The sequence below is a fragment of the Mesorhizobium sophorae genome (assembly GCF_002270415.1).
GTDB classification, from domain to species: Bacteria; Pseudomonadota; Alphaproteobacteria; order Rhizobiales; family Rhizobiaceae; genus Mesorhizobium; species Mesorhizobium sophorae.
Map to the genome: position 1 here is coordinate 161,735 of NZ_NNRI01000001.1, position 19,276 is coordinate 181,010.

General features: G+C 61.7%; 17 protein-coding genes. 11 read left to right on the forward strand and 6 right to left on the reverse strand.

Annotation, left to right across the window (positions count from 1 at the left end; all coding sequences use genetic code 11):
• Window positions 1-69: 69 nt before the first annotated feature.
• Together CGZ66_RS00685 and CGZ66_RS00690 are read right to left on the reverse strand one after the other, a co-directional pair.
• Entirely contained in the window at window positions 70-1,038 is a 969-nt protein-coding gene (locus tag CGZ66_RS00685) for a helix-turn-helix domain-containing protein (protein ID WP_095080491.1), read from the reverse strand.
• 442 nt (window positions 1,039-1,480) lie between these two features.
• Complete coding sequence (locus tag CGZ66_RS00690; RefSeq protein ID WP_245330950.1) at window positions 1,481-2,449, reverse strand: alpha/beta fold hydrolase; 969 nt, start codon at window positions 2,447-2,449, stop codon at window positions 1,481-1,483.
• 175 nt (window positions 2,450-2,624) lie between these two features.
• Between CGZ66_RS00690 and CGZ66_RS00695 the strand changes: the two genes are divergently transcribed.
• Together CGZ66_RS00695 and CGZ66_RS00700 are read left to right on the forward strand one after the other, a co-directional pair.
• The gene (locus CGZ66_RS00695; RefSeq protein ID WP_095081050.1) at window positions 2,625-3,683 is read left to right on the forward strand and encodes a PdxA family dehydrogenase; all 1,059 of its coding nucleotides are present in this window, start codon (window positions 2,625-2,627) and stop codon (window positions 3,681-3,683) included.
• Window positions 3,684-3,714: 31 nt separating this feature from the next.
• Window positions 3,715-4,788, forward strand: coding sequence for a tartrate dehydrogenase (locus CGZ66_RS00700; RefSeq protein ID WP_095080493.1), 1,074 nt, complete (start codon window positions 3,715-3,717; stop codon window positions 4,786-4,788).
• Between the two features lie 85 nt (window positions 4,789-4,873).
• On the opposite strand, the gene CGZ66_RS00705 is transcribed toward CGZ66_RS00700, so the two are convergent.
• The 3 genes from CGZ66_RS00705 to CGZ66_RS00715 form a co-directional block, all read right to left on the reverse strand.
• Window positions 4,874-6,217: an MmgE/PrpD family protein gene (locus CGZ66_RS00705; protein ID WP_245330951.1), complete on the reverse strand. Its 1,344-nt coding sequence runs from the start codon at window positions 6,215-6,217 to the stop codon at window positions 4,874-4,876.
• A 65-nt stretch (window positions 6,218-6,282) separates the two neighbouring features.
• Window positions 6,283-7,032: an SDR family oxidoreductase gene (locus tag CGZ66_RS00710; RefSeq protein WP_095080497.1), complete on the reverse strand. Its 750-nt coding sequence runs from the start codon at window positions 7,030-7,032 to the stop codon at window positions 6,283-6,285.
• Window positions 7,029-7,739, reverse strand: coding sequence for an FCD domain-containing protein (locus CGZ66_RS00715; RefSeq protein ID WP_095080499.1), 711 nt, complete (start codon window positions 7,737-7,739; stop codon window positions 7,029-7,031). Before CGZ66_RS00715 ends, CGZ66_RS00710 begins: the two co-directional genes overlap by 4 nt.
• 106 nt (window positions 7,740-7,845) lie before the next feature.
• Here CGZ66_RS00715 and CGZ66_RS00720 point away from each other — a divergent pair, with 106 nt between their 5' ends.
• From CGZ66_RS00720 to CGZ66_RS00760, 9 genes are all read left to right on the forward strand, one after another.
• The gene (locus CGZ66_RS00720) at window positions 7,846-8,430 is read left to right on the forward strand and encodes a chromate transporter (RefSeq protein ID WP_095080501.1); all 585 of its coding nucleotides are present in this window, start codon (window positions 7,846-7,848) and stop codon (window positions 8,428-8,430) included.
• Window positions 8,417-8,956 (forward strand): chromate transporter, encoded by a 540-nt coding sequence (locus tag CGZ66_RS00725; protein WP_095080502.1) that lies wholly within the window; start codon window positions 8,417-8,419, stop codon window positions 8,954-8,956. The genes CGZ66_RS00720 and CGZ66_RS00725 overlap by 14 nt, the downstream gene beginning before the upstream one ends.
• Window positions 8,957-9,113: 157 nt before the next feature.
• Window positions 9,114-10,181, forward strand: coding sequence for an ABC transporter ATP-binding protein (locus CGZ66_RS00730; RefSeq protein WP_095080504.1), 1,068 nt, complete (start codon window positions 9,114-9,116; stop codon window positions 10,179-10,181).
• A gap of 11 nt (window positions 10,182-10,192) precedes the next feature.
• Complete coding sequence (locus CGZ66_RS00735) at window positions 10,193-11,239, forward strand: ABC transporter substrate-binding protein (RefSeq protein WP_095080506.1); 1,047 nt, start codon at window positions 10,193-10,195, stop codon at window positions 11,237-11,239.
• Window positions 11,240-11,373: 134 nt separating this feature from the next.
• Complete coding sequence (locus CGZ66_RS00740) at window positions 11,374-13,104, forward strand: ABC transporter permease (RefSeq protein WP_245330953.1); 1,731 nt, start codon at window positions 11,374-11,376, stop codon at window positions 13,102-13,104.
• A gap of 209 nt (window positions 13,105-13,313) precedes the next feature.
• Complete coding sequence (locus CGZ66_RS00745) at window positions 13,314-14,021, forward strand: FCD domain-containing protein (protein WP_095080510.1); 708 nt, start codon at window positions 13,314-13,316, stop codon at window positions 14,019-14,021.
• A 251-nt stretch (window positions 14,022-14,272) separates the two neighbouring features.
• The gene (locus CGZ66_RS00750) at window positions 14,273-15,682 is read left to right on the forward strand and encodes an MmgE/PrpD family protein (protein ID WP_095080513.1); all 1,410 of its coding nucleotides are present in this window, start codon (window positions 14,273-14,275) and stop codon (window positions 15,680-15,682) included.
• Window positions 15,683-15,731: 49 nt separating this feature from the next.
• Window positions 15,732-16,823, forward strand: coding sequence for an isocitrate/isopropylmalate dehydrogenase family protein (locus tag CGZ66_RS00755; protein ID WP_095080515.1), 1,092 nt, complete (start codon window positions 15,732-15,734; stop codon window positions 16,821-16,823).
• Window positions 16,810-17,895, forward strand: coding sequence for a tartrate dehydrogenase (locus tag CGZ66_RS00760; RefSeq protein WP_095080517.1), 1,086 nt, complete (start codon window positions 16,810-16,812; stop codon window positions 17,893-17,895). The genes CGZ66_RS00755 and CGZ66_RS00760 overlap by 14 nt, the downstream gene beginning before the upstream one ends.
• A 43-nt stretch (window positions 17,896-17,938) precedes the next feature.
• On the opposite strand, the gene CGZ66_RS00765 is transcribed toward CGZ66_RS00760, so the two are convergent.
• Window positions 17,939-19,273 (reverse strand): four-carbon acid sugar kinase family protein, encoded by a 1,335-nt coding sequence (locus tag CGZ66_RS00765; RefSeq protein WP_095081052.1) that lies wholly within the window; start codon window positions 19,271-19,273, stop codon window positions 17,939-17,941.
• Window positions 19,274-19,276: the final 3 nt, after the last annotated feature.

Sequence of the window (19,276 nt, forward strand, 5' to 3'; positions counted from 1 at the left end):
CGTGCCGAGGACAGCGGGCAGGCGGCATGTGTCGCAGAATTGCGACAGTCATGCGAGGATTTCGGAAGGTCAGTGAGGCCTGTGCACATCCAGGCGGTTGAGCTTGCGGTGCAGCGTCGCCCGGCTGATGCCAAGCGCCTGGGCCGCAGCAGAGACATTTCCGTCTGCTCGCGCCAGCGCCCGCTGCAACACGCCGCGTTCAGCCTCGGCGAGGACTTCTGGGCCGCTCTCGCCCCAACCAAGCAGATCTGCGGCGGGCATCGGCCTGTCGAGACACTGTTGCGTAATTCCAAGCGCCAGGCGGGCCGAACGGGTCGCGCCGACCACAAGGTCGTCCGCATCAACCGCGATCAGCGCGCCCGAACCTCTGTCGGTCACCGGCGCCAGCAGAATTCGCGCCTTCGGGAATGCCATTCTGAAGTTCTCCGCCTCGATCCGACGCACCGCGTCGACCACGGCCACCGAGATAAGATTGGCGAAGGCTTCGGTCAGATCGGCCCGGCAGGAAGACACGTCAAGCGCAGCCACAAGATCCCCCTTGTGATCGTAGATGGGAGCGGTGGTACAACTGAGCCCCGTGTTGCGCGTATGAAAATGCTGGTCGCGATGGATTGTCAGTGCGCGCTGTTCAACCAGGCAGGTGCCGATCCCATTGGTGCCCTGGCACTGTTCGTTCCAGACGGAGCCGGTCCACAAGCCCCAGGAATGAAACGTCTCGTCATCCACCGGGGCGCCGCGCCGTTCGACCGGCACGCCGTCACGATCGGCGAGAAGCACACAGCACCCGACGCCACCCACGGCAAGATAGAGCCGGTCCAGACTCGATTGGGCAGCACGGATGAGCGGCTCGCTGCGTTGCCGGGCCTCTCCGAATTCCGCCTCTGTAAGATAGCGTGGGGGACTGCAATCGGTCGGATCGAGCCGATGCAATTTGGAAGACCGTCGCCAGGAGGCAACCAGAGCGGACCTCGCTGCGGCGTCCGAAGCGATCGCGGCCTGAATGCGGTCGGCATGATGACCGGATAGATCCTCGCCCATGCTTATCCTCCCAAACCTCAACTGTCCCTTTCAGGCCCTGGATCAGGTCAACTGCAAGACAGCGCTAAGCTGTCATTACGCCCGCTTTTCCGCTTTCAATCCTCACACTGTCAATTCGTCGGAAGAACTAGAGGGGCAAACCACTCCCCACCATGCTTGGCTGAACCGATGGTCATTCTCGCCCCGAACGTTCGAACAACCTTGTTGAAGCGAACCGCTCAATTGACGTCCTGACAGCGTATTCAAACCGGACTGGGCATTCATTGATCGAGAGCAAAGTCTCGCACGGCACGCCGCCTGGCGACATGGGATGGATTTTCTCGATGCTCCGGATCACAAGCCGGACTGGCGAAGATTGGGACGCCGAACCGCGTGGCGGAGAAACGGCCTTCAGAAGGGCGTCAGAGCAGAAGCTCTGACGCAAGAAGGCCAAGGTGCCGTATCAGGGGCGATATGGGGTCGGCTCAACGCCGTTGAAGAAGGTCCAGAAACTCTCATAGACCAGATCAGGCCGGTGCTCGGCTGGATAGTGACCTGTCGGAATGGCCCAGCCCCTGAGGTCGGGCGCCCAGGGCGTCCAAGCTTCAATCGGCGTCAGGTGACGGCCAACATGGCTGTTGCTGCCCCAGATCACCATGACCGGGCACTGGATCGTCTTCTTGCCGAAATCGGCTGTGTCCATGGCGAGGTCGAGCGTTACGGTCGCGCGGTAGTCCTCGCACACGGCGTGGATCTGCTCAGGCGTGGTGCAGCGGGCATACTCCTTGAAGGCTTCCGGCGTGAATATCTCCAGGCCAACGCCTTTCTTGTTGAGCTTGTAGTTGATGTAGTAGTCGAGGTCGGCACAGATCAGCTTCTCGGGGAAGGGCGCCTTCTGCGCCATGAAGAACCAATGATAGCTCTCCAGCCCCCATCCAAGGGTGACGTTGGTCAGGAGATGGTAGGTCGGGATGATATCCAGCGCGCAGAAACGGGTGATCCTGTCGGGCTGATCGAGCACCATCCGAAACCCGACGCGGGCACCGCGGTCATGGCCAGCAAGCGCGAACTTTTCAAAGCCAAGCGCGCTCATCACATCAAAGGCGTCTTCGCCCATGGCGCGGAAGCTGTAGGCGGCATGGTCCGCACCGCCGTCGGGTTTCGAGCTGTCGCCATAGCCGCGCAGGTCGATGGCGGCCACAGTGAAGGACTTTGCCAGGGAAGGCGCGATGCGATGCCAGCTGACATGCGTCAACGGGTTGCCGTGAACAAGCAGCAATGGTGGGCCTGATCCCGCGACGGCGACATTGATCTCGGCGCCCCTGGTCTTGATCCTTCTGTAGGAGAACCCCTCCATCAGGCTTCCATGCTTGCTTTCCAAGGGTGGCATCGAGGATGCGAGGGCGGCTTCCGAGGCGTGTTGGCTGTCCATGGTGCTCTCCAGATAAGGTCGCCCTTAGCCTCGCTCTCAAATTGAATATTGTCAACAATTTTCAGTTGACTTTTCTTGGATGCGGCGCAACATGGCTTCAAAGCGGTCACGAAGCCAGCCTTGCGCGGCCGATATCGGGTGGCTTCACCACCGTCGAGCCGAAGGGGGCATGTCCATGGAAAATCCAGATAAATCCTCGCGCAAAACCACTTCACCCCTGCCTCGTCTGGCCTTGCTGCTTGGTGATATGACCGGTATCGGTCCGGAGCTCGTTGCTCGCGTGCTGTCGGACGGTAGCCTCTCCGACGTGGCGCGCATTGTCGTTCTTGGCGACCGGCGTGTCCTGGAGATGGGCGCCCGCGACGCCGGCGTAGCGCTTTCGCTCAAGACCGTCCCGGATGTTGCATCCATCGACTGGAATGCAGCCGAAATACCTCTTATCGACCTCGGCAACATCGATCCCGCGGCCTTGCCGCGCGGCGTGGTCTCACCGGAGTCGGGCAAGCTGACGGGGGACACCTTGGCCGAGGCGGTGCGGCTGGCGATGAAAGGCGATGTCGATGGCATCACCTTCGCGCCGCTGAACAAGGCAGCGCTCCATGCCGGCGGATGGAAATTTCCCGACGAGCACAAGATGTTTGCTCATCTGTTGGGACACAAAGGTTATTTCTCCGAGATGAACGTGCTCGACGGCCAATGGATGTCGCGGGTCACCTCGCATGTGTCGCTGCGCACGGCTCTCGATCAGATCACCCATGACAGCATCATCGAGGCGATCGAACTGGTTAACCGCACCATGCAGCGCGCCGGTAAGGACAAACCGCGCATCGCCGTTGCGGCCCTTAACCCTCATGCCGGCGAGAACGGGCTGTTTGGCCGTGAGGAAATCGACCTGATCGGACCGGCGGTCAAGGTCGCCGCGGCAACCGGCATCGACTGCAAGGGGCCTTTCCCGGCCGACACCATCTACATCAAGGCCTTCGCGGGCGAGTATGACAGCGTGGTCGCCATGTACCACGACCAGGGGCAGATCGCGACCAAGCTGCGCGGGTTCAACCGCGGCGTGACCGTCACGGCCGGGCTGGAGACCGTGTTCACCACGCCGGCGCACGGAACCGCCTTCGACATCGTTGGCAAGGGAAGTGCATCGACAGGTGCACTGGAAAACGCAGTCCGCCTCGCGGCTCAGCTTGCGCGCCGCAAGGACACGCAGCGCGAAGAGGCCGCAGCCTGAGCAATTCCCGTCGATCAGCCTGGAAAGCAAAATGACACAATACAACAGTTTCCGCATTGCGGTCATCCCAGGCGACGGGATCGGCAAGGAGGTCGTACCCGAAGGCGTACGCGTTCTGGAAAAAGTCGCGTCGCGCTTCGGCATCGGGCTGTCGTTCGACTGGTTCGATTTCGCCTCTTACGACTACTATGCCCGTCACGGCCGGATGCTGCCGGAAGACTGGAAGGACAAGATCGGATCGCATGACGCGATCTTCTTTGGCGCCGTCGGTTGGCCGGCCGGCGTGCCCGATCACGTGTCGCTGTGGGGGTCGCTTCTCCAGTTCAGGCGCGAGTTCGATCAGTACGTCAATCTGCGGCCGGTGCGCCTGATGCCTGGTGTGCCGAGCCCGCTCGTCGGCCGTGGTCCCGGCGATATCGATTTCTGGGTCGTGCGCGAGAACACCGAAGGCGAGTATTCATCGATCGGTGGCCGTATCTTCCCGGGCACCGAGCGCGAAGTGGTTATGCAGGAAACGGTCATGACGCGCATCGGCGTCGATCGCGTGCTGAAATTCGCATTCGAGCTTGCCGCCAAGGGCAAGCGCAAACACCTCACCTCGGCGACCAAATCGAACGGCATCTCGATCAGCATGCCCTATTGGGACGAGCGCGTTGAGGAAATGGCGAAAGCCTTCCCCGACGTGCGCTGGGACAAGTATCACATCGACATCCTGACGGCTCAGTTCGTGCTTCACCCCGATTGGTTCGATGTGGTCGTCGCATCGAACCTTTTCGGTGACATTCTTTCCGATCTCGGTCCGGCCTGCACGGGAACGATCGGCATCGCGCCGAGCGCCAACATCAATCCGGACCGCAATTTTCCATCTCTGTTCGAACCGGTCCATGGCTCGGCACCGGATATTGCCGGGCAGGGGATCGCAAATCCGGTGGGGCAGATCTGGTCGGCGGCGATGATGCTTGACCACCTCGGACATGCTGAAGCGGCTGCCGGGATCGTATCGGCGATCGAGACCGTTTTGGCCGAGCCTTCGCTGCGCACGCGCGATCTCGGCGGCGCTGCAAACACCGTCGAATGCGGCAAGGCGATCGTCGCCGCGCTCTGACTTCCAGATCAATTTTCTCAAAGCCCGGGACGACAGGTCGCCTGCATTGGCCAGGCTGGCCGCCGACGTCGGCGAAACCCACCTTTTAGGTAGCCGGGGTTGCGGCCTGGGCGATCGCAGCGGTGTCTTCGAGGCTCTCGATATCCCAGCACAGGTCCCGCAGACGCGCCGTTGCCTTCGCACCCAGAACCGGTTCGGCCAGTCCGCCGAACTTTGCGTTGAGGTCGTCGTCGGTCATCGGCCGCGCCAGGCTGCCGATCGCATGCTCGACATGCCTCTTGAGCACGCGACCATCCTTGAGCTTGATCGTGACGTGACATTCGTCTTCAGCGACGCTTTGCGACGCCACTGCGCTGACGCGATCGCGCAGCGCAATGACCTGCTTATCGCGCACGTTTGCATCGCTGTATTCTGCCTCGCCGGCGCGGCCTTCGATAATGGCGACCGCTGCCGAATGGTAGACACTGAATTTGCCTTCGAGGCCGACCTGCGGGGTCTTCTTGCCGGTCAATTCCAACACCAACGGGTCGACTTCCAACTCAATGCTTTCGATCTCGTCGGCCTTCAGGCCGAATTCATTGCGCAATTGCACACAGCCGTCGATGATCGGGTGGATGACGATGCCGCAAGCGAACGGCTTGTAGGTGTTGAGAGCGATCTCGAAACTCTCGCCCAGGCCTTTGGTGATCTCGTCGAAATTCCGTTCGGTGGACATGACATGGGCAAAACCGCGCGGCGCCTCGAGCACGCGGTTTGACGAGGTGAAGTCGCGTTGCGCCAGCACGGCGGAGAGCAGTCCATTTTGCGCGGCGCGGCCGGGATGGAAGCTTTTGCACATGGTTCCGAACATCTCACGAAAACCCGAAGACTGTGTGCCGGCAATGCCGAGCGCCCAGATCATCTGCTGTTCGTTGAGGCCGAGCAGGCGGCCTGCCGCAGCGGCCGCCCCAAAAACGCCGGCGGTTCCGGTGATGTGCCAGCCGATGTCGTAGTGCGCGGGATAGACGGCGTTGCCGATGCGGCATTCGACCTCGACGCCGAGGATGAAGGCGTGCAGGAGATCACGCCCGCTCACCGTCTGCATCTGAGCCAGGCTGAGGATTGCGGAGGCGACCGGCCCGGCCGGATGGATGATGGTCCTCAGATGTGTGTCGTCGAAATCGAAGACATGGCTGGCGATGCCGTTGATGAGCGCGGCGTTCAAGGCGTCCAGCCGTTCGCTACGGCCGAGGATCGCAGCCTGATCCTTGCCGGCGAACGGTGACACCGCCGACAAGGCAATGTCGACGCTCGGATGTTGCGAGCCGCCTACGGCGCAGCCGGTCCAGTTGAGGAAGGAGCGCACTGCCTCGCGCCGGACGTTTGCCGGTACGCTGTCCGCGGATGCCGACACGACATAGCGCGCCAGAATGGCTGTAACGTCCATCATTTGATCTCCCTGGATCGCCGTCGGGCACCGCCCGGTGCATCGGCGTGCTTGCTGATTGGCGTGCATCACGCCATGAAGGCACCGCCATTGACGTGGACGGTCTGGCCGGTGATGTAGCGAGCCGCCGGTCCGCAGAGATAGCGCACGAGCAGTGCAACTTCCTCGGGTGTTCCACGCCGCCCGACAGGCGGCAGTTTCCCGGCATGATGAGAGGGTTCTCCGCCGGCACGTTGAGTGTCGATCATGCCGGGTGAAACGCAATTGACCGTGATGCCTTCACCGGCAAGGTCATGGGCGAGCGCCCGGGTGAATCCGGCCAGGCCCGCCTTGGCCGCGATGACATGGGCGCGACCGCTGGCGCCGGTATGAGCCGACAGACCGCCGATGTTGATCACCGCTGCCTGTCCCGATTTCTTGAGATGCGGGAGCGCTGCATGGGCGGTGAGGAATGCACCATCGAGGATGATCGAAAGCACTTCGCGCCATTCGGTGAAACTCAGATCCCCGAACGCGGTTTCGCGTCGCACGGCGGCGCTGTTGACGAGAATGTCTATGCCGCCGAACTGCCGGACAGCCGCGCCGACCAGCTCGTCGACGGCGTTCGGATCGACGACGTCGGCCAGGACGGCCGTAGCCCTGCCGCCGGCGGCGGTGATCTCGTTGACGACAGCTTCGGCTTCGGCACGAGATGTGCGTGCGTTCACGACCACCGCGGCCCCGGCTCGAGCCAGTTCCAGCGCCATCACGCGCCCGATGTTGCGTCCTGCACCGGTCACGATGGCGACGCGCCCCTCAAGTTCCCGCGCGCCGTTCATGCGATGTCCGTGGTTTTGGCTGTACCGCCGATTGAATGCTCCGTGTCGGCTGCCGCCGGCAGGGTCATGCGGCTCTTGCCGCTCAGCACATGCGCAAACGCTGCATCCATGGCTGCCGTGGCGTCTCCCGCTCCCAACGCTGCCACGATGCGGCGATGCTCGATATTGGATACGGTCAGGCCGCCGCCTTGCAGCAGCGCACGCTCCCGAAACAGGTGCAGTTCCTTGACGAGCTCGGAATAGGCCTTGTGCAGCCGGCTGTTCCCGGCAAAGCGCAGGATGGAATCGTGGAATTCCAGATTGAGCGGATAGTAGTTGTCGAGCGAATTCGCGAGAACCGCTTCTTCCATGCGATCAAGTAAACTCTGGAGTTCCGAAATCTGCTCCGGCGTCACCTTGGTCGCCAGCAACCGCGCCGCCGATGCAAACAGGCCTGCTCGCACGTCGTAGAGTTCGGCGGCCTGTTCCTCGCCAATCCGGCGCATGAACACGCCTCGATTGGGCACGAGTTCGAGCAAGCCTTTTTCGGCGAGCGCGCGGCAGACTTCGCGGATCGGGCCGCGGCTCACCGAGAAGCGGATTGCCAGCGAATTCTCGTTCAATCGCTCACCAGGGGCAAATTCTCCCGACAGGATGAGGGTTTCCAACTCACGTCGAAGGACGCTCGTCAGGGAGTGGTTCTGGAGAAATTCAAGCTCGGCCCTCATGGGGTAGTGATCGACTATTTACTGCAAACTGTCAACAGAATACAGTGCCGCCGACGCAGCGATCGAGCACATCCCTGGTTTGAAAGCAGGAAAAATCGGAGGTTTCATGGATCAAATGGATGTCCCGCTGGCGCCCGACACGTCACCCCCACCAAACCTCCTTGAGCTCTTCCTGGCGTTCACCAAGCTCGGCATCACCAGCATTGGCGGTGGTGTGAACGGCATGATGCACACGGAATTCGTGGTGAATCGGCGCTGGTTCAGCGACAAACAGTTTCTGTCAGGGCTGGCGCTTAGCCAGTCACTTCCTGGTGTCAATGTTGCAAACCTGGCGCTCTGGCTCGGGTTTCAATGTCGCGGTGTCGTCGGCGCCGTGGTGGCGCTGGCGGCGGTTGTGCTGCCCCCTGCGGTCGCGATAGTTTTGATAGGAAATATCGTGCTGAGGCTGAGCGCCGATCCCGCGATCGGCGCTATCCTCGTGGGGCTGGCGGTTGCGGCCGCCGGCTTGTCACTGTCAGTCGGCTACCTTGCCATGCGCTATGCCTGTGTCGACGCGGTTTCAATTGCCCTCTTCACGTGCACGCTGATCGGCGCGACTGTCTTTCATTTCTCGGCTCTCGTCGTTGTGGCGGTGCTTGCACCCATCGGCATCGGCGTCGGCTTTGCAAGAAGCCGCCATGAAAGACGATAATCTGCTTGTCAGCCTGTTTCTGGTGTTCGCGCCTCTGTCCTTGATGGCCATCGGCGGGGGAGCCTCCATTCTGGGCGAACTGCAGCACAGCGTTGTCGACAACCAGCATTGGTTGACCAACAAGACCTTCCTCGACATGTTTGCCATCTCCCGCGTTGCGCCCGGACCGGGAACCCTGATCGTCACGCTGATGGGTTGGCATCTTGCCGGATGGGCGGGCGCGATCGTTGCGACGATTGCGATTTTTGCGCCGTCGTCGCTGCTGGTGATCGTGATCGCGCATTTCTGGCACAGCCGTCCCAATGCAGCATGGCAAGGGGCTTTGATTTATGGCCTGGCCCCGCTCGCCGCCGGGCTGGTGCTGTCAAGCGTGTTCACTCTCTTGAGCAACGCGAAAGGGGGATGGATTGCCTGGTGCGTGGCAATTGTGGTCGCCGTTGCCGCGCGAACAATTCGTTTGGGTCCACTGACGCTGATGGCCGCAGGATCGTTGGTCTTTTGCGGCCTCTTGTGGGCCGCCGGATAGCGCGCCGCAAAGCCATTTCGATTCAACGCAGATGGCAGCGCTTTGCAATTCATGCAGATAGTCGTCAGTTAATTGTTGACAATTGACAAAATTGGACCGACCTTTAGTAGCAGGCACAAGCGCATCGCGTTTGTGAGGAAATGTTTCGGGAGGACGGATGGCCTTTGTGGAACTCGATAAGCTGACCAAGCGCTACGGCAAGCTGACGGTGGTCAACGCGGTCGATCTCGCTATCGAGAAGGGAAAACTGGTGTGCCTGCTCGGACCTTCGGGCTGCGGCAAGACCACGACCTTGCGCCTGGTTGCCGGCTTCGTTCAGCCGTCGGACGGTCAGATCCGCGTCGGCGGCCGTGTTGTGTCGTCGCCCCACGCCAGCGAACCGCCGGAAGCGCGCAACATGTCGATGATCTTCCAGAGTTATGCGCTCTGGCCGCATATGACCGTGTTCGAGAACATCGCCTACGGCTTGCGGCTTCGTCGCATGGGCAAGGCCGATATTCAGGCAAAGACAGGTCGCATCCTCCAGGCGACCAAGCTCGAAAGTCTGGCCGAGCGCTATCCGGGCGAGTTGTCAGGCGGTCAGCAGCAGCGTGTTTCCCTGGCGAGAGCCCTTGTCATCGAGCCGGAGACGCTGCTGCTCGACGAGCCGCTTTCCAACCTCGATGCCAATCTTCGCGAGGAGATGCGTTTTGAAATCCGCCGCCTCCATGACGAGTTCCGCTACACGACCGTCTATGTCACGCACGATCAGACGGAGGCCATGACCGCTGCCGATGTCATCGTGGTGATGAACCAGGGCAATGTCGAGCAGGCCGGTTCTCCCGAAGACATTTACGAGCGGCCGCGTTCGGAGTTCGTTGCACAGTTCATCGGCGGCACCAACATCTTCAAGGGCAAGCGGGTCGGAACGGACACTGTCGATTGCGGCAACGGTCTGCTGCTGCGCTGTGGCAGCGGCGACTATGCCGCCAACGGCCAGACCGCCGTATCCGTGCGGCATCACGATCTGCATCTCACCAACGAGAAACCGAAGGGCGATCCGAGCAACTGGGCCACCGGAAAGGTCGTGCGCCAAGTCTATCTCGGGTCGCATCGCGATTATCTTGTCAATCTATCAGGTGGCGAAACCGTGCGGGCGATCGCGCCTGTCGATGTCGCCGTCCCGGAAAACCAGCAAATTTGGCTTCATTGCCCACCTGATCGTTGCCGGGCGCTCGCACACTAGGGAGAGAGAGAATGTCCAATAAGAAAGTCGCAGCAGGCGCGTTTCTAGCAGCCTTGGCATGGGGGCAATTGGCCTGGGCCGGTCCACCCGAACCCTACAAAGTTACGGACGACCTGGTTGCCGCGGCAACCAAGGAAGCATCGGTGGTCTACTACACCTCCACTGATGTCCAGGTCGCCGAGAAACTGGGCGCCGCATTCGAGGCGCACTATCCAGGCATTAAAGTCCAGGTGGAAAGGGCCGGTTCGGAGCGCGTCTTTCAGCGCATAGGACAAGAATATTCGAGCGGCATCCACAACGCCGACATCATCGAAACCTCCGACGCATCCCATTTCCTGACGTTCAAGGAGCAGAACTGGCTGACGCCGGCCGTTCCGGAGGATGTCGCCAAGATGTGGCCGGAAAAGGATCGTGATCCCGATGGCTTCTACGCGGCGTTCCGCGCCACGTTGACGGTGATTGCCTACAGGACAGATCTGGTCAAGGAAGGAGACGCGCCGAAGACCTGGACTGACCTGCTCGATCCCAAATACAAAGGCAAGCTGGTGAAGTCGCACCCCGGCTACAGCGGCAACGTGATGACCGCCACCTACGCACTCAGCCAGCTTCTCGGATGGGACTATTTCGAGAAACTGGGCAAGCAGGGTGTGATGCAGGTTCAGTCCTCGACGGAGCCGCCGAAGGTCCTCGCCCAGGGCGAACGCCCGATCCAGGCGGACGGCAACGAATACAACGTCTTCATCCTCCAGGACAAAGGCGTGCCGATCAAGGCGGTCTATCCGGCGGAGGGAACCTCGATCGCTTACGGCAACGCCGCGATCCTGGCTTATGCTCCTCATCCGAACGCAGCCAAGCTGTTCTATTCCTTCATGTTCTCGCAGGAAGCGCAGCAGTTGAACGACGATTTCGGCGGTTTGCGTTCGGTTCGCCCGGACGTGAAGGAGAAATCCAACCGCACGCCGCTCTCCCAGATCAAGCTTCTCGACTCCGATCCGTCGAACGTTCGGGATGCCGTTGAAGAGATCAAGCAGAAGTACGAAGAGTATTTCGGCACGTAAGCAACTGCTCGGCACCGGCCACGGATCGGTGCCAGAATGAGGATCTTGCGATGTCGTCACCGGCGACATCGCCATATCCCTGGGCAGATCGGCGGTTGATCCGCCGACGCCGGATCAAACTCAGAGGTGACCAGGTGACCATCGCTGCATTGTCCCCCGATACCGCCAACAGGCGACACCTCGGCAGATTCGATTTGTCGACGCCGCTCTTCGTGCTGCTCGCAGTGGTTCTGTGTGTGCTGGTCCTGCTGCCTTTGTTCTGGCTGGGATACTACGCCCTCACCAACAAGGCCGGTTCACCGACCCTGGCGAACCTGGCCCGTCTCTTTACCGATGCCACAATTCGCCGGGCCTTCCTCATATCGCTGGGCATGGCTGGTTGCGTCGGCGTGTTCTCTTGCCTGGTGGCCACACCACTCGCCTGGCTCGTCGCGCGCACCGACATGCCGGGGCAGCGCCTGGTCCGCAGCCTGGTGACGGCATCCTTCGTGACGCCGCCATTCCTGGGTGCCATTGCCTGGGCGATGCTGGCCGCACCCAACAGCGGCATCCTTAACAACATCTACCGCTGGGCATTTGGCCTCGATCAATCGCAGGCGCTGTTCAACATCTACACCTTCACGGGACTGGTGTTCGCGGTCACCTGCTACTCGTTCCCCTTCGTCTTCACGCTTGTTGCCAACGCCTTCGACAAGGTGCCATCGGATCTCGAGGAAGCGTCGGCGATCCTCGGCGGCAAGCCAGGCACCACATTGCGGCGGGTGACCCTGCCGATGGTGCTGCCGGCGATGCTCGCCGGGTCTCTGGTCGCCATCGTCCAGGCCTTCACCATGTTCGGTTCGCCGGCTATCCTGGCGCTGCCGGCCGGGTTCCACGTTCTCACCACCAAGATCTGGAGCTTCTTCCAGTTTCCTCCACGGCTTGATCTCGCGGCAGCAAGCGCCGTGCCTTTGCTTGTGGTCACAATGCTCTTGCTGTGGGGGCAGAGATGGCTGCTTGGGCGCCGTGGCTACACCGTGCTCGGCGGCAAGAGCGGCACCCCCCGGCGTGTGAAGCTGGGCAACTGGAAATGGCTGGCGGGCGCATACGTGCTGTTCATCCTGTGCGTGACGATCCTGTTCCCCTACCTGGCCTTGCTCAAGGTGGCGCTGACCCACAACATTTCCGAACCGCTCAGCTGGAGTTCCTTGACGCTCCATAACTTCAATTTCGTGCTTTTCGAATTCTCCAGCACGCGGCTCGCCATCTGGAACACCCTGATCCTCGGCCTCGCGACGGCAACGATCGCGACCGGCATAGCCCTTGTCGTGTCCTATCTGGTTGCGCGCCGCGCGGTGCCGGGCGCCTCGCTGCTCGGCATGCTGGCGACCGCGCCGATTGCGATTCCAGGCATTGTGCTGGGCGTTGGTCTTTTCCTGGCCTACGCCAATCCGACTTTCGGCCTCTACGGCACGCTATGGATCCTGCTGATCGCATTCCTGACGATTGAGCTTCCGGCCGGTTACCAGCAACTGTCATCGGCCTTCCATGGCGTCCATCCGGAACTGGAGGAAGCCAGCCGGATTCTCGGCGCCACCCGCCTGAAGACCCTTTGGCAGATCACCGCGCCATTGTTGCGCACCAGCCTGATCGCGGCCTGGTGTTTCGTCTTCATCGGCACCATCCGGGAATTGTCGGCGACGGTCCTGCTGACGACGGCGCAGACCAAGCTGGTCTCGGTCATCATCTACGACCTCAACGAAAGCGGCGACTACGGCGCGATTTCGGTGCTTGGTATTCTGCTGCTGGTGGTTTCGTTCACTGTCGTCTTCATAGCCAACAAGGTCCCGGTTCTCGGCGGCGCGGCGCCCAGGAGTGGCAGTTGATAGGATACAGCTTGGTTCCACAGCAATTATCGGCGTTTCGCTTGACAAGAGGAAGTATCGTCTCAGTCATGGGCTCGATTGGACGCGTCGGCATCAATTCGATGAGGGAGACCAAACCATGGATGATGCGCAGGCAACGCGTCGGTGGCCATCGGGGCCGGACCAGGCAAGCGGCATATCCCGTGACGCATTGAACGGAATTTAGGCCCATGGCTAACGAAACCGAGAACATGCAGGGATTTTCGCCCATCGACTTTTTGCGCACGCGCTCGCTTGCCAATGTCGTGCAGCACGAAATAGAGCGAATGATTGTCGAGGGGGAATTCACACCCAACGAGAGGATCAACGAAAACGCCCTGGCCCAGCAACTCAAGGTCAGCCGGGGACCGATCCGCGAGGCGTGCAGCGCGCTGGCCGCTCTTGGCCTGATCCAGGTGATCCCCAATCGCGGGTTTTTCGTACGCGAACTCAGTGAAGACGAAGCCCGTGATGTCTCGGAGGCCCGTGCCTACATCTTCGCCTGCATGACCATGAGCGTTGCCGAGAGGATCACCGACGCCGAGGTCGCCAGGCTGCGCGTGCTCGTCGACCGCATGGACGCGCTGGCCAAGACCGGTGAGGTGAGCCAGTACTACCCGGTCAATCTGGAATTCCATTCCGAACTGGCCAGGATGTGTGGCAACGCACGCCTGGCGCAGATCTATCTCGGCCTCGCTCGTGAGCTTCATATCCAGCGTTATCGAGCATTGGCGAGTGGCGACGTGCTCGACATATCCAACCGCGAGCATCGGGCAATAGTTGAGGCTGTTGCCGCCCGCGATCCGCAACAGGCTTTCACGGCCGGGCGGGCGCATATCGTCAATGGCACCTCGCGAACGCGCAGGGCCAGCGTCGCTTTGCGCCACGGCTCCGACTGACCCCCACAGGGGCGACTCTCCACCCCATACCTGTAGTCGAGGTCGAGGACGGATACCGCGACAGCATTTTGTATGCCGGCGGTAGCGACTGTCCGACGAACTGAAAACTCGGTTGCCCTGTCGACAAAAAATTGTTGACAGTTTACCAAAACTGCCTTCCTACTCTTCTGCATCAGGCGGCCATGACATGGAGTCGAGCTTGAACTCGATGCCTGGTTGGGCCGCTACAATTTCGATGGAGAGGACTATCAATGCACGACACCGCACCTGCAGGTCTCACAAATTATGTGGCGGAATTCGTCGCGTCGGCCACTCCGGAAGATCTGCCGGACGACGTCGTGGCCCTTGGCAAGAAGTCGATACTGGACGGCATTGGGCTGGCTCTTTCAGGCTCGGTCGCGCAAAGCGGCGACCTCGTCCGCCGCCATCTCGATGAACTTGGACTGATGCCGGGCGCCGCGACAGTAATCGGAGCGGGCCGCAAGGTTGCACCGCGCTTTGCGGCATTCGCGAATGGTGTCGGCATCCATGCCGATGATTATGACGACACCCAGCTGGCCGTCGCCACGGATCGCGTCTACGGCTTGCTGACCCATCCCACGGCGCCGGCATTGCCCGCGGCCCTGGCCATTGGCGAACAGGTGGGCGCCTCGGGCAAGCAGGTCATGCTGGCGTATCATCTCGGCGTCGAGGTCGAGTGCAAGATCGCCGAGGCCATCGCGCCCCGCCACTATCAGACGGGATTTCACGCGACGGCCACCTGCGGAACGTTTGCCGCGGCCGCGGCTGCGGCGTGGCTTTTGCGTTTCGACGCGAAAACCACGGCTCGTGCGCTTTCGATCGCAGGCAGCCAGTCGGCTGGTTTGCGTGAGAATTTCGGCACGATGACCAAGCCGTTCCATGCCGGGCGTGCATCGGAAAGCGGTGTCGCCGCCGCACAGTTCGCCGCCCATGGATGGACTGCCACCGACAAGATACTGGAGGCCCCGCGCGGGTTCTTCCAGGCGGCCGGCGGCGGTTACGATGAGAACGCCATCCGCGGACGCCTCGGCGCTCCCTGGACGTTCGCCAACCCAGGCATCTCGATCAAGCCGCATCCCTCGGGGTCGTTGACCCATCCCGGCATGACTGAGATGGCGCGCCTCATCCGTGAGAATGACATCAAGGCCGGGGAGGTGAAGCACGTGCGCATCGGCACCAATTCCAACATGCCGAACGCCCTGATCCATCACCATCCGCATGATGAGTTGCAGGCCAAGTTCTCCATGGAATTCTGCATGGCCATCCTGCTGCTCGACGGCAAGGCCGGGCTTGGCGAATTTACGGATGCGGCAACGCAACGCGACGACGTCAAGGCCATGATCGACAGAGTGGATTTCGTCATCGACGAAAAGGCCGAGAAGGCAGGCTATCACAAGATGACAACGATCATCGACATCACGCTCAATGATGGCCGCGTCATCCATGGCGAGGCCGATTTCGGCAAAGGCAGCCCCGCCAATCCGATGAGTTATGAAGAGGTCGCCGACAAGTTCCGGGACAACGCGGCTCATGCCCGCCTTGCTCGTTCGGCAACCGACGAGGTCGTCGCGCTGGTGCGTGACCTCGAAGAACAGCCCTCGCTCGAACGCTTGATGGCCCTGGTCGCCAAGGCCGGCTGACGGTCTTCGTGGCGCTGCGGCGCAGCCGGCATTCAGAAAGGTTGGTTCGATGGCCCATCTCACGATCGGCATCCTCAATGGCGATGATATCGGACACGAAATCGTGCCCACTGCCGTGCGCATCGCCCGGGCCGCCGCGGCGCGAACGGGTCTCGACATCGACTGGCGACCGATGCCGATTGGCCGCTCGGCACTCGACACACACGGCTCGACGATGCCCGACGGCACGCTCGAGACGCTTTCGACACTCGATGGCTTCATACTCGGTCCGATCGGACATCGCGCCTATCCAAAGGTGATTGGCGCGATCAACCCGCATCCCATCTTGCGCAAGCACTTCGGCCTTTTCGCCAACGTCCGTCCGACCCGCTCGTTTCCCGGACTTGGCGCGCTGTTCGACGATGTCGATCTCGTCATCGTTCGGGAAAACAATGAGGGCTTCCAGCCGGATCGCAATGTGGTTGCTGGTTCGGGAGAATTTCGTCCAACGCACGATACGACCATTTCGGTCCGCGTCATCACCCGTGCCGGCAGCTATCGCGTGGCCAAGGCCGCACTCGAACTTGCCAGAACCCGGCGCAGGAAGCTGACGATCGTTCACAAGGACACCGTGTTCAAGCTCGGCTGCGGTATGTTCGTGGAGGAGTGCTACCGGGCCGCAGAGCAGTTCCCTGACGTCGCTGTAGATGAGGTGATCGTCGACACCTTCGCCATGCGGTTGCTTCGCGATCCCCAGACATTCGATGTCGTCGTCACCACCAACATGTTCGGCGACATACTGAGCGACGAGGCAGCAGGCCTCGTCGGCGGCCTCGGCATGGCGCCAGGCCTGTGTATCGGCGAAGGCAACATAGCCATGGCGCAGGCGGCGCACGGGTCTGCTCCCGATATTGCCGGAAAGGGCATCGTCAATCCCTATGCGATGGTCGAATCCACCCGCATGCTACTGGAGTGGCTCGGCCACAACCGCGGCATTGCCGAGGCGCTCGCCGCGGCGTCCATGATGGCGCAAGCCACCATTGCCGCGCTCTCGCGGCCCGAAACGCGCACGGGCGACATACGTGGGATCACCAACACCGAAGGAATGACCAGCGCCATCGTCGCTGCCATCGAGAAGGAATCTGAAAATGTCCTTGCATAAGATCGCTGTCATCGGCGGCGATGGTATCGGCCCGGAGGTGGTTGAGGCCGGCGTCAAGGTGCTGGAAACGCTGGCAGACGTCGAGCCAGGCCTTGCCTTCGATTTCAAGCGCTTTGACTGGGGCTCGGACTATTATCGCCGCAACGGCCGCATGATGCCGCAAGATGGTCTGGCTCAGATCGAGGGCTTCGATGCCATCTATTTCGGTTCGGTCGGTGATCCGAACCTTCCCGACGATATCACGCTCTGGGGTCTGCGTCTGGCCATCTGCCAGGGGTTCGACCAATACGCCAATGTGCGGCCGACGCGTCTCTTACCCGGACTGACGGGTCCGCTGCGGCCAGAGCTCGGCAAGCAGATAGACTGGGTGATCGTCCGCGAAAACAGCGAGGGCGAATATGCCGGCGTCGGCGGTCGCGCCCATCGCGGCCTGCCGATCGAGGTCGGCATGGATGTCGCCGTCTTTACCCGCACCGGCATCGAACGGATCGCCCGCTTTGCCTGTGACCTTGCCATGTCGCGCCCCCGCAAGCTGCTGACCGTGGTGACAAAGTCGAATGCACAGCGCCATGGCATGGTGCTCTGGGACGAAGTCGTGCGCGAAGTGGTGCGCGACCACCCTGGTCTGACTGTCGACTGGATGCTGGTCGACGCGATGACACAGCGCATGGTCAACAAGCCTGGCAGCATCGACACGGTCCTGGCGACCAACCTCCATGCGGACATCCTGTCCGACCTGGCTGCAGCACTTGGCGGGTCGCTCGGCATCGGCTCGACATCGAACATCGATCCGTCGCGCAATCGTCCGTCGATGTTCGAACCCATCCATGGTTCGGCCTTCGACATTACCGGCAAGGGCGTTGCCAATCCGCTTGGATCGTTCTGGACGGCGAGCTTGATGCTGGACCATCTGGGTGAGCAGGCTGCATCGCGACGTCTCATGGTTGCGATCGAAACCGTTACCGGTCGAGGAGAATTTCTTAGCCCGGATCTCGGTGGCGCAGCCAACACCGCCGAAGTAACGGCCGCTGTGATTGCCGCGCTTTCGGGCGTGAACAGTCCAGGATCCTGAGGCTTACCCGCACAGATGTGTTGTGGGCGCGGCGACTGTTCCGTCAACCACCGAGGCCGTCGCGGATCGCGCTGAAATAGCGGTCGGTTCCGACCTGTCCGCCCTTCAGCGCAACCTCCAGTCCGTCGATCGCCGCAAAGCGCGAATGGGCGACGCATAGCGGGGAGCCTGGCGAGGCAGGCAGCGGCATCCGCACCGTCAGCGCGTCGATGCCCATCTGGCCGAGCGCATGGCTCGATGTATCGCCGCCGGCGATGACCACGCGCCGCAGTTTCTGTTCGATCGTCAGTGCGCGAAGCAGTTCGCCCAGACCGCGGCCGAGCTTGTGGCGGGCGCCTTCCTGCCGGTCGATTTCGACGCCCCTGTCGGCGGCGGGGCCAAGCGCGGTGTAGAGGATGACGCTGCGCCCGGCTTGCAGGCTGGCGCGGCCGCTTGCCGCCGCACGCGCGATCACCTGCTCGGAAGCCTCCGAAACCAGTTCGACAGGATCGACCTCGATGCCGTCGAATCCGTCGCTCAGCGCATGCCGGATCTGTCGTTCGGTGGTCGGCGAGCAACTGCCCGATACGACGGCGATCCGGTCGGCAGCACCCGGCGGCGTGAAGCCTGGTCCAATGCTGACGATGTCATTCGAAGCCCATTCGGCCAGCAGCGCGTACTCGATGCCGGACGAGCCGACGACAAAGGAGCCGCCTGGCTTGCGGCTGCGCCAGATCTCTTTGCCGGCCAGTGCCTGGGTCCCGTGGCTATCGACGTCGACAAGCACGATGGCCGCGCCATTCGCCACGAGGCGATCGAATGCCTGCGACCGTGACGCGGATTGCAGGGTCGCTAGGTCAAGCAATCCCGAGGCAAGCCCGGTCTGCCGCGACAGGTGGATCAGCAGGTCGGATTCATCCATTGGCGTCGTCGGGTGGCGGCTCATCACCGGATGGCGGTCGATGCGGAAATATTGGTCGCGATAGGCGGCGAACAGGTGTCCAAAGGCGGTGTAGCGCTTGAGCTGCGGCGCGCCGACCAGCAGCGGCACGCTGTCCTGACTGAACACCGAGCGGCCGATGTCGATCGCCCGGCCGATGCTGCCGGTCGTTGGGCTGGAATCGAAAGTCGAGCAGACCTTGTAGTGGCAGATCGCGGCGTTCAGCGTCTTCAGCCAGGTGAAAGCGTCCTTGAGATGCGTGTCCATCCAGTGCGGCGTCTCGCTGCGGCTGGTGCCGGCCAATCCGATGGCCCGGCAATGTGGGAAACGCGAAAGTTGGGCTTCGTCCGGCTGGCGCATGAACAGCACCGTCTGCACGCCGCCGAGTTCGAGCGCTTCCATGACATCGGTCGAGCCGGTGAGATCGTCGCCATAGTAGCTGAGCAGCAGGTTCCGCATGGC